This is a genomic window from Paraglaciecola sp. (assembly GCF_039942875.1).
GTDB lineage: Bacteria > Pseudomonadota > Gammaproteobacteria > Enterobacterales > Alteromonadaceae > Paraglaciecola.
Genome location: NZ_JBDVBQ010000008.1, coordinates 34691 through 50435 on the forward strand (window position 1 = coordinate 34691; position 15745 = coordinate 50435).

14 protein-coding genes are annotated in these 15745 nt (G+C 40.4%); 7 read left to right on the top strand and 7 right to left on the bottom strand.

The genetic code is table 11. The features are described 5' to 3' along the window. Window positions 1-165: 165 nt before the first annotated feature. Entirely contained in the window at window positions 166-1065 is a 900-nt protein-coding gene (locus tag ABJE44_RS02130) for a LysR family transcriptional regulator (RefSeq protein ID WP_133471841.1), read from the bottom strand. Between the two features lie 106 nt (window positions 1066-1171). On the opposite strand from ABJE44_RS02130, the gene ABJE44_RS02135 reads away from it, so the two are divergent. The 6 genes from ABJE44_RS02135 to ABJE44_RS02160 all read left to right on the top strand — a co-directional run bounded on the left by ABJE44_RS02135 (window position 1172) and on the right by ABJE44_RS02160 (window position 8876). Further along, window positions 1172-2542: a nucleobase:cation symporter-2 family protein gene (locus ABJE44_RS02135; RefSeq protein WP_348110808.1), complete on the top strand. Its 1371-nt coding sequence runs from the start codon at window positions 1172-1174 to the stop codon at window positions 2540-2542. Window positions 2543-2548: 6 nt separating this feature from the next. Continuing rightward, complete coding sequence (locus ABJE44_RS02140) at window positions 2549-3922, top strand: amidohydrolase (RefSeq protein WP_348110807.1); 1374 nt, start codon at window positions 2549-2551, stop codon at window positions 3920-3922. 30 nt (window positions 3923-3952) lie between these two features. Beyond that, window positions 3953-5158 carry an MFS transporter TsgA gene (gene tsgA / locus ABJE44_RS02145; RefSeq protein WP_348110806.1) on the top strand — a complete coding sequence of 402 codons (1206 nt, stop codon included), beginning with the start codon at window positions 3953-3955 and terminating at the stop codon, window positions 5156-5158. Continuing rightward, window positions 5155-6111, top strand: a complete 957-nt coding sequence (locus ABJE44_RS02150) for a nucleoside hydrolase (RefSeq protein ID WP_348110805.1) — start codon at window positions 5155-5157, stop codon at window positions 6109-6111. Before tsgA ends, ABJE44_RS02150 begins: the two co-directional genes overlap by 4 nt. A gap of 128 nt (window positions 6112-6239) precedes the next feature. Beyond that, window positions 6240-6848, top strand: a complete 609-nt coding sequence (locus ABJE44_RS02155) for a hypothetical protein (protein ID WP_348110804.1) — start codon at window positions 6240-6242, stop codon at window positions 6846-6848. Between the two features lie 135 nt (window positions 6849-6983). Continuing rightward, window positions 6984-8876, top strand: a complete 1893-nt coding sequence (locus ABJE44_RS02160) for an acyltransferase family protein (RefSeq protein ID WP_348110803.1) — start codon at window positions 6984-6986, stop codon at window positions 8874-8876. A 9-nt stretch (window positions 8877-8885) separates the two neighbouring features. On the opposite strand, the gene ABJE44_RS02165 is transcribed toward ABJE44_RS02160, so the two are convergent. From ABJE44_RS02165 to ABJE44_RS02175, 3 genes are all read right to left on the bottom strand, one after another. Continuing rightward, complete coding sequence (locus ABJE44_RS02165) at window positions 8886-9029, bottom strand: hypothetical protein (RefSeq protein ID WP_348110802.1); 144 nt, start codon at window positions 9027-9029, stop codon at window positions 8886-8888. Continuing rightward, the gene (locus ABJE44_RS02170) at window positions 9026-10951 is read right to left on the bottom strand and encodes an acyltransferase family protein (RefSeq protein ID WP_348110801.1); all 1926 of its coding nucleotides are present in this window, start codon (window positions 10949-10951) and stop codon (window positions 9026-9028) included. Before ABJE44_RS02170 ends, ABJE44_RS02165 begins: the two co-directional genes overlap by 4 nt. Before the next feature lie 125 nt (window positions 10952-11076). After that, window positions 11077-12309, bottom strand: coding sequence for a leucine-rich repeat-containing protein kinase family protein (locus ABJE44_RS02175; RefSeq protein ID WP_348110800.1), 1233 nt, complete (start codon window positions 12307-12309; stop codon window positions 11077-11079). Between the two features lie 232 nt (window positions 12310-12541). Between ABJE44_RS02175 and ABJE44_RS02180 the strand changes: the two genes are divergently transcribed. Continuing rightward, window positions 12542-13891: a dienelactone hydrolase gene (locus tag ABJE44_RS02180; RefSeq protein ID WP_348110799.1), complete on the top strand. Its 1350-nt coding sequence runs from the start codon at window positions 12542-12544 to the stop codon at window positions 13889-13891. A gap of 99 nt (window positions 13892-13990) precedes the next feature. Here the strand turns inward: ABJE44_RS02180 and ABJE44_RS02185 are convergent, their stop codons facing one another. The 3 genes from ABJE44_RS02185 to ABJE44_RS02195 form a co-directional block, all read right to left on the bottom strand. Then, window positions 13991-14158, bottom strand: coding sequence for a hypothetical protein (locus ABJE44_RS02185; protein ID WP_348110798.1), 168 nt, complete (start codon window positions 14156-14158; stop codon window positions 13991-13993). Continuing rightward, a complete protein-coding gene (locus tag ABJE44_RS02190; RefSeq protein ID WP_348111080.1) occupies window positions 14143-14568 on the bottom strand; it encodes a potassium channel family protein in 426 nt (141 codons plus the stop codon). The genes ABJE44_RS02185 and ABJE44_RS02190 overlap by 16 nt, the downstream gene beginning before the upstream one ends. A 603-nt stretch (window positions 14569-15171) precedes the next feature. Further along, complete coding sequence (locus ABJE44_RS02195; protein WP_348110797.1) at window positions 15172-15570, bottom strand: hypothetical protein; 399 nt, start codon at window positions 15568-15570, stop codon at window positions 15172-15174. Window positions 15571-15745 lie beyond the last annotated feature (175 nt).

Sequence of the window (15745 nt, forward strand, 5' to 3'; positions counted from 1 at the left end):
TGCTTGTGTGGTGATGAGTAACAGTAATGCCTCGATATGATTTGCGCCCATTTATTTTGACGATTTACTGCAATCATTTACATCCTTTATTGGTTTAAAAACAGGCCATGCACATAAGTTATTACCATGTACTTGGTGATGGCAAATTGCAAATGCAGATGAGCGTTAAAGTGACACTTGCTTTATCGGCGTCACCCCAAATGCATCTCTTAGCCAGCTACCCGCTTTTCCTAAACGCTCGCTAGATGACCAAATTAAATCTACGCCCACCTCCCATTCTGTGTGGGGGTATGAGGTAAGCTGCAATTCACATAATTGGTCTTGTAACTGTAAATCTAGCATCAATTGCTTGGGCACAGTGGCCCATCCCATGCCCGTACACAGGGTATTCATTAGGGTTAGATAACTCGACATTTTCCACTGATTGGTGGCACTTAAGTATTCACTGGTGGGCAGTTTTTCTAACAAAGGCGAGTAAACCAATTGCCGGTGTTGATTAAGTTGCTCAAAATTAACCTGTGGCAACTTGGCTAAAGGGTGGTCTTTGTGAACCACATTAGCAAAAATAATATTACCTAATCTTTTAAAGTGTATATCTTTAGGATAGTGAGTGCCTGCACACATAATGCCTAAAGACGCTTCTCCTTGCTCTATCATCTGCTGAATGTATTGTGATGAAGGGTGCAATATATTTAAATCTACTGGGGCAAAACTGTCAGCAAATCCGGTTAAATTGTGATTTAACAATTGAAACGGAATGGTTTCATCAATGGCAATAGTGACTTGGCTTTCAAGCTCTGCGGCTAAGCTGTTTGCACGGTTTTCCATTGACGAGCATTGATGCAATATGGCTTCAGCGTCTCGCAGCAATGACTCACCATGCTTAGTCAAAACGGGGTAACGACTACTTCGGTCAAACAAGCTTACCCCAAAATCAATCTCTAAATTTGCCACCGAAATGCTTAAAGCCGACTGCGACTTACCTAATTTTCGAGCGGCTGCCGAAAAGGATTTTTCGTTGGCTACTGCACAAAATGCTGTTAATTGCTCAATAGATAAACGCATAATCACCACAGAAGTATTAAAAATATTAATACTTTCTATTTTGCACACTCTGCCCAACAGAGTAAATTGAATGTATTGCTAACATTTTGTTTTGAGGTTGTAAGAGATGGCATTTATTAAGTCACAGGCAAACCACACACAGAGCAACATCCACCCAGTGGATCAAACCCTGCCCATCGCCCCAACCTTATTATTAGGGTTACAACATGTATTGGTGATGTATTCAGCTTGCATCATAGTGCCTTTAATTTTAGGGGCAGCGCTTAATCTGCCTAAAGAAACCTTGTCACTCATCATCAACGCTGATCTATTCGCGGCAGGGCTTGCCACCTTAGTGCAGTGTTTTGGCAATCGTTACTTTGGCATTAAATTACCCATAATGATGGGGGTAACCTTTACGTCTATCGCCCCGATGATTGCCATAGGTGTGAACCCCGAACTAGGCCTGCCAGGCATTTACGGCGCCATTATTGTTTCAGGCATATTAGGCATACTCTTTGCGCCTGTTATGGGCCGTTTAATGAGGTTCTTCCCTCCTGTAGTAACTGGTTCTGTTTTGTTGGTTATTGGTATTAGCTTAATGAAAGTAGGCATTGAATGGTCTGCAGGTGGCAGCCCAACTCTTGCTGATGGTTCAGCTAACCCAGACTTTGGTAAACCTGTTTATTTACTAATTAGCTTAATGCAACTTGGCTTAATTTTACTCATTAACCGATTTGCCAAAGGCTTTTTAAGTAATGTGTCAGTGCTGGTTGCCATGCTTGCTGGCTTTGCGGCCGCTTGGTTATTAGGGGATATCTCTCTTGAAGGCATAAGCAATGAGCCTTGGGTTGCTGTTATCAAGCCTTTAAGTTTGGGCATGCCTACCTTTGATTTTTTAGCTATTTGTTCTATGTCATTAGTGATGATGGTTACTATGGTTGAATCCACTGGTATGTTTTTAGCCTTGGGTAAGTTAGTTGATAAAGAAGTAGACCAAAAACAATTAATTAGAGGCTTACGATCCGATGGGCTTGGTACCTTATTAGGTGGCTTGTTTAATGCATTTCCTTACACTTCTTTTTCGCAAAACATAGGGTTAGTCACCATAAGTGGCGTCAAAAGTCGCTACGTTGCTGCTGCTGGTGCATTTATCTTAATTACCCTTGGCTGCCTACCTAAAATGGCGTTTATTATTGCCTCTATTCCCCAGTACGCCTTAGGCGCAGCGGCTATGGTGATGTTTGGTACCGTTGCCTTGATGGGAGTACGCATTTTGAGTCAGGTAGAGTTTACAGAGTCCCGCTCTAATTTATTGGTGGTGTCTGCCAGTTTGGGCATAGGCTTAATTCCTATGATCGCCCCAAGTTATTTTCAACATTTACCCCACTGGAGTGCCATTTTTACCGATAGCGGCATCATATTAAGTGTATGCACTGCCATTTTGCTAAACGCCATTTTTAACCAGCCCCACGCTGAACAACACAACAAGGGTTAATTCAATATGACAGCCACACTTTATCAAGCAGACTACCTAGTCACTATGGACAGTAACAACACCATAATTAAAGATGGTGCAGTGTTGGTAGAACAAGGCATTATCAAGCAAATAGGTGTCGCCAGCGAATTAATTGCCCAGCACCCAAACGTGACAGTTAAGGCGTATTCTAAGCGTATTTTGATGCCAGGATTAATCAATACTCACTGCCACTCGGGAATGCTACGGGGCACGGCTGAAGGCTTGCCGGTGTGGGATTGGCTGCAACAATATATTGATCCTATGCATAAGGTATTGACCCCCAAAGAAGCGAGTTTATCGTCATGGTTATGCTATGCAGAGGCACTGCTTTCTGGCACAACATGTATAGTTGATATGTGGCGTTACATGGAAGGCAGTGCAGATGCAGCTAAGCAGTTAGGTATTCGAGCTTGCTTAGTGCCTTATGTTGCCGAGCACCCAGATCACGATTATTTCGAAACCCTAGACAGCAACGAAGCACTCATTAATAACTGGCATCAAGAAGCAAATGGCCGTATTCAAGTTTGGGTAGGCCTTGAACATTTGTTTTACGCTGTTCCACCAGCCTTAAAACGTATCGCCGATATGTGCCAAGACTATCAAGTGGGCTTTCATACTCACAGTAACGAAAGTAAGTTTGACGTAGAACAAACCCTTGAACGCTATCAAATAAGACCTATTCAAGCCCTTGATAAATTTGGTTTATTGAACGCACCCAAAACCCTTTTAGCACATTGTGTTTGGGCAGATGATAACGAAATAGCATTAATGGCAGAACGCAAAATAGGTGTCGCCCATAACCCCATTAGCAACATGAAACTAGCGTCAGGCGCTGCGCCAATTGTGAAAATGTTAAAAGCAGGAGTGGCTGTTGGCTTAGGCACAGACGGCGAAAAAGAAAACAACAACCTAGACATGTTTGAAGAAATGAAAACATCATCATTACTGGCCAAATTTTCAAGCTTAGATGCCGCAGCCCTTGATGCGTGGGATAGTTGCCGTATGGCCACTATTGATGGTGCAAAAGCCCTAGGTTTAGACAATATCACCGGCTCACTTGAGGTAGGTAAGTCTGCAGATATGATAGCAGTTCGCTGCGACACCCCACGAATGACACCCCTTATCGACTCTGGCCCTTTGATGAATATTCATTACAACTTAGTCCATGCAGTACAAGGCCAAGATGTGGATATGACTATGGTGGCAGGTAAAATATTGGTAGAAAACGGTCGCTTACTAGAACATGATATACAGCACCTCATAGAGCAAGTTAACCAAGCCGCTCCTGCTTTGTTTAAGCGTCGCCAAGCATGGTTAGATAGTTCAAATGGCGCGACAAAACGCGCACTAACCAGCTAAATAAAAATAATAACATTGGGATAAACGGGGATGAACAAAGCACTTTTAACCATAGTCGCCTTTATGACTTACATGGTGATGGCAGGTCTATTGACGCAAATAGGCGTATTAATATCTCCTGTTGCTGATTACCTCAACATCAGCATTACCCATGCTGCGTCTATGTTTTCGTTGTTAACTGGCGGAGCATTTGCCGGTACTTTTATTGCTATGTTGGTGTATGGGCGTTTTTCTACCAGACTCATATTTCAAGTCAATTACCTAATTTTTATCACGCTACTGATTGTGATGGTGGCCTTAGATATCCGGTTACAGTGGTTGGTTTCTGTTTACTTATTTACACTGGGTATAGGTTGCGGTGTTGGCCTTGCAGGTGGTGCTGTACTCATTGCCAATTTATACAACGAGCAAAAGCGTGCTTCAGCGTTTTTAGCAACAGATTGCTCTTTTAGTTTGGCGGGGTTTATATTCCCTTCATTGGCCGTTGTGCTATTATCAACTAATCAGTTGTGGACACTCAGCTATGCAGCAGTAGGTGCCATTGCCCTGCTTATTTTATTGGCTTGCTTCACTTTGACATTTCCTGATAGTCACCCTTCACATATCAACCAAGAACAAGTACCCAAAGCCGAGCCAAATCTAAGTATTTGGACACCAAGAGTATTTATTGTAGCCGCCGCTCTATGCTGCTATTTAACCACTCAAACCACCTTTTTAACTTGGGCACCTAATTACTTACAGCAAGCCCTTAATCTTGATGCCAACCAAGCCGCAGCGGCGGTGGGTAACTATTGGGGGCCTTCTATATTTGGGCTACTTACGGTTACGCTACTGGTGATGAAGGTACCCACACGCCCCTTATTACTAGGCGTGATTGTCGTCGCCATAGTGTTATCTACATTGCTTTATACAACAGATGATCCCCACTGGTTTTTAACCATAACACTAGGCTTAGGCTTTATGACCTCGTGTATTTTCAAGTTGGGGATCTCGGTGGGCTCACAACAAATAAAAAATGCGCCGCCTATTTTAGTCACCTTTTTACTATGCTCGGCGACGGTAGGCAGTACGTTAGCGCCGGCCTTATCTGCACTAGTAGTATCGAACTTTGGCGTCAGCAGCGCGATGTTAATGACAGTCATAGGCTTTGTGCTTGTGGCGATTTTGATTTCGACCTGTTTATTACTTGAGAAAAAGGCGCAAGCCATTGAAGCAAACCAAGAGACAAGCGTATGAATACAAAAGTTATTTTTGATACTGACCCGGGCATAGACGATGCCATGGCAATTCTGTTTGCAGAGGCGAGCAGTAAAATTGAGCTACTAGGGATCACCACGGTATTTGGCAACGCCACCATAGAAAACGCGACACGCAATGCCTTGTACCTAAAGCAGCGCTTTAATATGTCAGCAACCGTATGTACAGGCGCTAACACCCCTTTAAACATAGCCGCTGGAGAACCCACTACATTTGTACATGGGCAAAATGGCCTAGGAGATATCGAACTACCCGATCCCCTCCCCATTGCTGCCGATGCTCGCTCAGCCCATGACTTCATCATTGAAACCGTACGCAAATACCCTCACGAAATTACCTTAATCGCAGTAGGGCGCTTAACCAATCTCGCCTTGGCTCTGCAAAAAGCCCCAGACATTGCGACCTTAGTAAAAGAAGTGGTGGTTATGGGCGGCGCTTTTGGCCATAACGGCCATACAGGTAATGTTAGCCCTTATGCAGAGGCCAACATTATAGGCGACCCACATGCTGCTGACATTGTGTTTACCGCAAAATGGCCGGTAACAGTGGTGGGGTTAGATGTTACTCAACAAAGTATTATGAGTAATGCTTACATAGAAAAGCTTAGAGATGAGTCAGCTACTTACGGTGAATTTATCTATCAAATCAGCCGCTTTTACAGTGACTTTCACAAAGAAAGCGCGGGGTTAGATGGGTTTTATGTACACGACTCTTCCGCAGTAGCTTACTTGTTAGCCCCTGAGTTATTTAAGGTAAAACAAGGGCCAATACGAGTAATATGCGAAGGCCCAGCCATAGGTATGACACTTTGCAAAACCGCTGAAAAAGTGTTTCCAGTTGATGACTGGCATAATAAGCCTAAACAACAAGTATGTACTGATGTTGATAGCCAAGGGTTGTTAGATTTGTATTTTAAGACGCTATGTAAATAACATTCATTTTTCTAAATTCTTTAGGCTATACAAGCGGTTAAAGAGTGTGCTAAAAATAACGTATTAGGAAAGATGGCTTACCTTATGCCTACACTGGCCTTTACAAGATACTTAATTGCTAGAGATTTATGGACGATTTAACCAAAATTTATTCTAAAAACCTGTTCTTCACCCTTTGCGTTTTCTTTGTTGGCTTAGCACTGCCTTATTCCAGAGATAGCGCTTTAGCAATCCTTTTACTAATTTTACTGGTATTTCTTCTGTTTGCTTACTTAGGTAAGTTGTTGCTTGATGTCATTAAACGGGTAAGTCACAGCGACACTTCAATTAAAGAGTTACGGTATCTTTTTATAACCTTAGCTATCTTATGCGCGGGAAGTTATTTTTTTATTGGAATTATCGATTCGAAAGAGCAGATGATTTCAGGTTTACGTGAAATAAAGGTTGAAGCAAGTTATGAATTAAACACTCTCAGTGGATTTTTTGGGTATGCGCAAGATCTTGTTTCAACCTACCTAAACAGCTTGTATTATTCGATAGTGGTAATGTCAACATTGGGCGATTCTAAAATTATTGTAGAAGGTGGCATCCCCAGATTTATCATCGCCTTCGAAGTTGGCGCGGCCTTAAGTTTAACAGTGTTTAAAATTGGCGAGCACTATAGCAAACGCTCAACCTTAGAAGCCAAAGCAACTGAAAACCGAATTATTGAAGCAGTCAAAAGTCGGCTTAAATAATTTAGTGATAGTCGCCATTGTTACCGTCTAAAATACTCAAACAGAAGAAATCAAGTTTAACCACAACCTAGAGTTCGTAAAGGAAACACACCCTGCAAATTTTAATTTCACATGCCAATAAATGGAGCAGTAGCATTGCATTTTAGAAAAGATATAAATGGTTTACGAGCTATCGCCGTTTTAGCCGTAGTAATTTTCCATTTTATCCCTTCACTGGTACCGGGTGGTTACGCAGGAGTGGATGTATTTTTTGTTATTTCTGGTTTTTTAATGACTGGGATAATCGTTAAAGGGATCAAGCAAAACAACTTTTCTATTTTGCATTTTTACGTTGCCAGAGCAAATCGCATCATTCCTGCTTTAGCGGCTTTGTGTTTAAGTCTGTTGATTTTAGGTGCTATTTTTCTAACGCCTACTGAGTACCTAGCCTTAGGTAAACATGTCGCCGGCAGCCTAACATTTGTATCAAATATACTTTATTGGCAAGAGTCTGGGTATTTTGAAGCCTTGTCACAAAGTAAGTGGCTATTACATACCTGGTCGCTGTCAGTTGAATGGCAGTTTTATATTTTATTTCCGGCTTTTCTACTCATTACCAGTAAAATTACTACCTTGCCGCGCCTTAAAATTTTATTTTTAATGGCGACTGTACTGAGTGTATTAGGTTCGATTATGGCCAATTATAAATGGCCAAACGCCAGCTACTACTTATTACCCACTAGAGCTTGGGAGATGCTAATCGGCGGGCTTGTATACTTCTACCCCTTGCGTATTAGCCAGAAATCCAAACAAGCTTTAGAGTACCTTGGTTTGATCTTAATCATCGCTGCCTTTATCCCCTTATTTGGATTAGCTTATTGGCCTGACTATTTAATATATATGTCTGTGCTTGGCACTGCTGTCATTATTCAAGCCAACAGAAGTAATAGTTTATTAACCGGTAACCTGTTGTTTCAAAAAATAGGAAAATGGTCATATTCCATATACCTGTGGCACTGGCCTATTGTTGTGGCACTGTCTTATTTCGCCCTGAACGGAGCCGCAGTTTACTTTGGGATAGCACTATCAATATTTCTTGGGTTCTTAAGTTACCACTTAATCGAAAGTTATAAATTTAGACGACAATTCACAAATGTACGCCAGTGCCTAACATGTAAACCCCTTTATATGGTTGTGATTATCACTGCATTAGGATTATTTTCAAAAATTGAAGATGACTCGGCTCAGAAATTAGAATATGTGGAAAACATTAAACAATTAACGGTTAATAGAGATACCGCCGAACTCCACTATAAATTTCGTTTAACTCCTGCATTTACTAATAACGGTGAAAGCTATCAAACCTCTTTTTTATGCTCCTTAGATGGCAACAAGCAAACTGTCGAGAGCGCCATAGACTGCCTTCAATTTAAATTACAAGACAGTGGTTTTCTAATTTTGGGAGATAGTCACGGTAGAGACTTCCTGCACGCAGTAAAGTTGGCTTATCCTGAAACAAACTTCGCAATGTTATTACAAAGTGCCTGTGTTCCAGCGACCTACAGCCGTAAAACTGGAGCAAACAAACAATGCTTTGAGATGCTAGATGAAATCATTGAACAATTTGTTCTTAAAAACCACGCCTTAAAAGGAATAATCTTTGCCTCTGCTTATGGGGATGATGCCGGTATAGAGTCACTTCTCAATGACATTGACAATAAAGTTTATGGTGATGTTCCTCTGTATTTAGTTAACGCAGGCTTCGCATTAGATAACACTGTGGTAGACCTTGCTTCTGAAGCATCTGTTGTTAAAGATGTGTATAAACTAGCAGGAAATGACCAAAAGGCGCGTACAACCAACGAGTTATTAAGCGAAATAAAAGGCGTTAAAGTATTCGACAAGCACGCAGCATTCTGTAAAGAAGACTTATGTCGGCTAAACGACGGCTTAACCCCCCTAGTTTGGGATACCGCACACTTATCGCAGCGGGGCATTGACATAATGGCAGCTGCGATTAAAGAGCAGAACTTTTTAGAGACACAATAAGCTACCCAGTTACTTCACCATTCTATTCGCCAGCTCAGTATATTGCTGGCTACTTTTATCTTCATCAGCACATACACTTAATAGGTCTTCAATAAAACACCCTAATGCCCTGCGTTCTATTTGTATGATTTGAGCCTGCTGTTTTTCGTTCAATCAAGAAACTCAAACAAAGGCGCTATCAACTTATTTCCATATTCACTTATATGGTGATCATCATAATAAATTGGCAACCCGTCAAGCTCTGCTATACAACGAGAATGGTCACATAAATAAGGAATAGGATCTAAAACCGTTATGTTATTTTCTTGAGCTACTTCATTGAATAATTTTCTTAGATTGTCATTTCTCTGATGATATTTATCGAGATCAAATGATAAGTCACTACCTTCTATATTAAATAGAATGTTTTTACTTAATTCTTTAGGAATGTGCTTCCCAATTTCAGGGGTTGGTTGAATTAAATAAACGGGGTGGTTCAACATTAGCTCTTTTACAGTCTTAGTAACGTAGACTTTAAATTCATCATAAAACTCAGCACTTGGTTGAGAGTGCGGTTTAGTAAAATATATTCTAGGCCCTTGATACTGTTTTAAGTTTGCTCCTAGTTTTTGATATACATACCATGATGTTCTACTCGCTAAAAAAACCGGAACATCATTATAGTTTTGATTTAACAGCTCCATTCTTTTAATATTTTCGTTTAGACAATCATCCCCCTCTCCCCTCTGATGAGCCCCTAAGATAAATATACATCCACCTTTAGTTAATGCTAACAATCCTTCTTTATTCAAATCCATAGAGGCGGTTATAGCGCCGATAAGAGCATCGGCGTGACTATCACCAACAACAATTGCCTTTATATTATCCTTGTTTCCAACAAAACATGGGGCAAAAGGATTCCTAGTCACTTGGTCTGCTAGACACCCATGTGGATTTTTTGAGATTAATTCATTGTTTATTTGTAATACTTTTAAAGGGTAGTGACTTTGAAAACCATGATTATAGAAAACGACAGCACCCATTGAACCTATTACCAAGGCCATATAAACAGGTTTACATTTTACGTAGCTCAACAAAGTACTAAAATCTCTCTTAAACTTTATATTTTCTATATATTTATGGCTGAGAAAACCTAGCAAGATAGACAATACTACCCCCCCATAAATGAACCAGCCTCCAAGTGTTAGGTAATATAAAAAGACAACAATAGGCCAATGCCAAAGGTAAATAGAGTATGACCATGCACCTATTTTTTGAAAAATGAAGTTACTCGTCAAAAAGCTATCATTTCGTTGCGCTTGAATAATAAAAAAGGCTCCAACAACGGGCAGTGCAGCTAAATAGCCAGGCCAATGGTTTAATTCCGACACAAAAAAATAAGAGCTTAAAATTAAAGCAAGTCCTAACCACTCCAATAGTCTTTTTTGTAATCGGCTTAGGTTCAGTGGATAGATAAATGCGATACAGCCAACCATCATTTCCCACATCCTAGTCGGTAATAAATAATAAGCTGAGTTACTCCACCTATACGTAGCAATAACTGCAAAAATAAACGCCAACACTGTACCAATAGCCAGTAACACTTTCATAAGTCTTAATGGCATTAATTTACTCAAAAGAACTAATATCAAGGGGTAGATTATGTAGAATTGCCATTCAACGGATAGAGACCAGGTATGTAACAACCATTTTTCATGTGATGCCGCATCGAAATATCCAGCTTCTCTCCAATAAACTACATTGGATATAAAGCCAAGACTGCTAGCAACGTGTTTACCTAAAAGCTCATAATCTGTAGGAGGGATGTAAAACCATCCCAATATAAGTAATACAGCGCAAACAAATGTTAACGCAGGGACAATTCTATTAGCCCTAGCGATATAAAAATTTAAAATGGAAAAGCTATTATTTTCTAGCCCTTTAAATATTATTCCAGTCATTAAAAAACCTGAAATAACGAAAAATACATCCACTCCAGCAAAACCACCTTGCACCCAACTTGGATTAAAGTGGAACAACACAACCGCGATTACCGCAATAGCTCTAAGACCATTAATGTCTTTTCTAAATGTCATAACATTCTGTCCTTATTATTGTTATTTTTAGCTATGTTTTATTAAATTGACATATATTTAAAACAATTGTCTATAATTATAAAATATGGTCTAGTTTTCAATTATTCTTTTAAAATGCAAACCTGTTATTGCTTGACTAAGACTTGATATTCTTTGGTTTCTATATCTTCATCAGCACATACACTTAATAGGTCTTCAATAAAACACCCTAATGCCCTGCGTTCTATTTGTATGATTTGAGCCTGCTGTTTTTCGTTTAACATGTGATACATAGACGCGGCACCAAAATCACCAAAGATCATATTTCCGTCATCATCAACCAAGGTATTGTGGGCGTATAAATCACCATGACAAACTTGTTTACTATGCAGGTGCGCGAATACCGACTCCATTTGTTCCACTATTTTACTGATGTGAGCAATAGATAAACTCTCGCCTTCTACGAAGGTATCTCGGGTGCAAGACTCAAAGCTAGGTGGTAACCCTAAATTGCGGAAGTGCTTAGGAATAAGCGCCATCACTAAAGCTTTAAAATCGTCTTCTGTGACCTGTGCAACTGGCTGAACTAAATTGGGGTGAGCCCCTGCTTTTAAACACGCTTGCATTTCGTCTTCGGGGTAGCCATCGCTAGTTAACTCACCTTTAAAGACTTTAACGGCGATATCTTGAATAAGCTCCAATTGAGGCTCTCGCCACGTTGCTTTTGAAATCACCCCAGATGCACCTTGGCCCAGTACATTTTTTACATCAATACTTGAGAAAGCTACCTGAGGTACAGAGTGTGTGTGATGCTGTACTTGACTAAAAGGGTTGCCAGAAAAAGCTATCCAAGCGAGTTTTGGCAAACCTAATAATTGCTCTGGGCACTGCGTAAGCTTATTGGCAGATATACGCACCAACTCAAGATTGGTAAGCTGTGAAAGGTTGTTTGGCAATTCAGCTAATTGATTGCCAGCTAACATTAATTTTTGTAGCAGACACCGCTCACCCAAAGACTGAGGCAATCTGGTAATTTTGTTATCAGTCAAAATTAACCAACGCAACTTTTGAGGAAGCGACGCTTCAGGTACATGCTTTATCTTATTAGCTTTAAAACCCACTATCTCTAGATTAGGGCACTTACCTAGACTTTCCGGCAAGGTTTCAAATGGATTATTAGAAGCAAATAGTATTCTGAGTTTTGTTAGTTGCTTTATTTCATCAGGCAAACTGGTTAATCGATTATTTGATAAATCTAACACCTCTAAACTATCTGCTAAGGATAATATCTCCATGGGAAAATCGGTTAAATATTCAGATAAAGCTAGCTCCGAAATACCAGCTAAATGACCAGAACGAAGTGCACAAAGAGTTTGCAAAATAAAGCGCCTGCTTGAGTCTAAAACAAAGTGAAAAAGCCTACTCAAAAAGCCATAGAAAAGAAAGTTGTTCATACTCTGAAAACTGAAACTTTTGGGGTTTATGCTTTTTTGTCTTAAGAGTTTAACTCACTGTCGTTTTTGAGTGTTTTTAGTTATCTATAAAGTGTCTAATATAAATTCAAGTAAAGATGCTGTAATTAGATGAAAGCCAATTTTTAGTAGGAAAATTATGAAATTTAAGTTAATCACGCGCAGTATAAACTTCAAGGCATTATTAGTAGGGCTATCTGCAGTTTTATATTGTAGTAATATAAGCTTAGTATCTGCCGCAAACCCCATTGATACTCAACGTCCTGATGCTCCAAAATTAGCAGCTTATGGAGAATTTGATATCGGGGTACGTACGCTAAAAGTCGTGAACCCTGGGCAAGTTGACATGTTAAGTATTGATACCACGCAAGCTCAACCGGCAGAGTTACCTAAGTACGACCGCCCCTTAACTATAGAAGTTTGGTACCCCGCCCAAAAAGGCAGTAAGGGAGACAACATCTTAAATGCCTTCATTCGCGATGGTAAAACTCAGGTTGAATTATCGGGTAAAGCTATACGAGATGCTAAACCAGCATCAACCCCAAGCGCCTACCCTTTAGTGTTAATCTCTCATGGCTACCCAGGAAATCGTTACTTACTGAGTCACTTAGCTGAAAATATCGCATCTAAAGGCTATGTAGTGGTATCTATCGACCATACTGATTCAACTTACCGTACTCAAGCCGCTTTTGCTTCAACCCTAGTAAACCGCCCCGTTGATCAACTATTTGTATTGTCACAAGTTGATGAAATGTCACAAGATAAAGGCTCATTTTTATATGGCTTAGTCGATGCCAACAACACCGCTTTAATTGGCTATTCAATGGGTGGGTATGGGGCCGTAGTTAATGCTGGAGCTGGGGTCACAGAAATAGCGGTCAATAGCCCACAAAGCCCGCCATTTGGTACCCTTAAACGTCATCAAGCAGGTCTTAAGCCAAAAGCTGACCCAAGATTGAAAACCATCATAGCTTTTGCACCTTGGGGCATGAACTATTACATGTTCAGTAATGACACATTGAAAACAGCCACTGTGCCTATGTTATTAGTGGCCGGGTCACAAGATAGCGTATCAGGTTACGAAAATGGCGTAAGAGCCATATGGCAAGGTATGAGCAATACAGATCGTTCGTTACTCACCTTTGACCATGCTAACCATAATGCTGGTGCAGTCATGCCTGCCCCTGAAGAGTCTTACCGCTTTGATGAGAGACTAGGCTTTAATGTAAGCGAACATTACATAGATGCCGTTTGGGACAATGTACGCATGAATAACATAGCACAGCACTTTGTTAGCGCATGGTTAGCAAAATACCTGAAAGATGATGACAATATGCAAGCTTACCTTGAACTTGTACCTAACTCTAACGACGGAATTTGGGCCATGGACAAGCAAGCACAACCAAAAGCAGAACATAGTTATTGGGAAGGATTCACAGAGCACACAGCCAAAGGCTTAAGGTTTGAGAGCTTAAAAGCTGCAGAGTAAATCACCATTAACTAATTGAACTTTACGGCTAGGTAAACTCACTAGCCGTGAAGATTTTTAACTTTGTGGTGTTGGCACTTATTCTAGTGATACTTACTCTTATCGTGTTTTGATCCCAGTAGTCATGCTATCAATCATAGCTTGATGTTTTGGAAAGCTAATTAAGTAAACGCTCAATTTAAAAAAGGTGATGACTTCAACACTCTGGTCATCATCGCCATACCTCTCAAAGCGCAGCTCATCACTTTGCGCTAAAATTTTTCCCAATTTTTCTGCATTTCTAGGTAAAGGAACGAAGCGGTCCAGGTAATAAGGACTAAGCCAGTCAAAGACTCTATTCCTGTAAGGTATCTAACATAACCTAAGGGCTCGATGTCACCAAACCCCACTGTTGTATACACCGTAAATGAAAAATAGGCACAGTCCATTAGGCTGCCATTGAAACTCCCTTCAAGGCTACCCCAGCTAACTCCGTGCACCATAAGATAATATGCTAATGCAAAAATCCATATTTCAATAATATGAGCAATCAGGGCTCCGAACACACCCAATACAATCTTCAAGCTATGAGCAATATCAAACAGTGGTAGTGATTTGAATATTTTAAAGAGGCACCAATAATGAACTACGACTGCTGCCGCAACGAGTAAGCCATTTATTATAAAAACTAAAACCAAGTCCAAATGTTGTTATCCTCGTCCATTATGCGACTTACAAATCACCCAAGCATTTAAGACTGTGTAATTTGCGCAAATTTGTAAATGATGATGCAAAATATCAACCCCCCTTAGTTTATTGAAGCATAAATAACGCTCTACTATGGCCGGCTTTAAAACCTATAAAGACAGAGTTTAAAAGATTATTAATTTTTTGGCAGTACTTGTTTGTTTTTGCCTAATTTAAGTCTAATTAAAATACACATGCCACCAGCAAACATTGCCAGTAATGCACCTGAATTGCTCTTTTGGTTATGTTACATAGCTAAAACAGAAACCTAATCTTGACCCTGAAAGAAAAAGTTTAGTGGTTCGCACTATTCGTCAGGTAATAGCGTAACTCCTATCTGTTCAATCTTTACACACCAGCCATAAGATTCTGCTTAGGTGGTTGCAAGATGAATGACCTCTTCAGCTTTGAATTTGTTGCTCACTACACACAATTAGCGAGCAACAACAGGTAGGCTAAAATTGGAGCGAAGCGACTGAGTCTAGGTGTTACTGTCCCAGTTAGCCTGCTAGCGGTTTAGTGTGATTGTTATGTTTTTCTACTACCGCCCATGGTTACCAGTCACTAGCATATTCATTATTCGCTTTAAACGCTTCGACCTCTAAAGGTGCTTTGTCGTATCCATATTCTGCTAAATCCGAAAAGTGCTGAGTGATTACGTGGTCGAGACTAGTTCGTTCAATTTGAAGTACATGTACCAATTCATGAGCAAGCTTTGGCCTATTCAGTTCATAACCATTACGAACATAAATTGAGTAACCGAACACTTGGGCGTTGTTGATGATACCCTCACCAATGAATCCGAGTGCTTCACCTAGTATTTTCAGGGCAAAATTTTCGTATGGGAACGGAACCTCATCCACATACGCAATCCTTACTTTCTCTGGGTTTTGAATTCCTATATCGTTTGCTAAAAACAATTCTTGTGCATTTAAAGGTGTGCCAGACTCCAAACCTTAAAGGCTACTCGATATATCATGACAACATAACGTTTCGCATAACGGGCAATTACTCGCTGGCTATACTTGGCGAAGAATGAGCCGCAGCCAGCGAATAATTGTCCCAGCGAGCTTGCGAGTGAATTCATGCGTTTGTTATATGCCGTCTGTTTAAAAGGGAGCATCTATT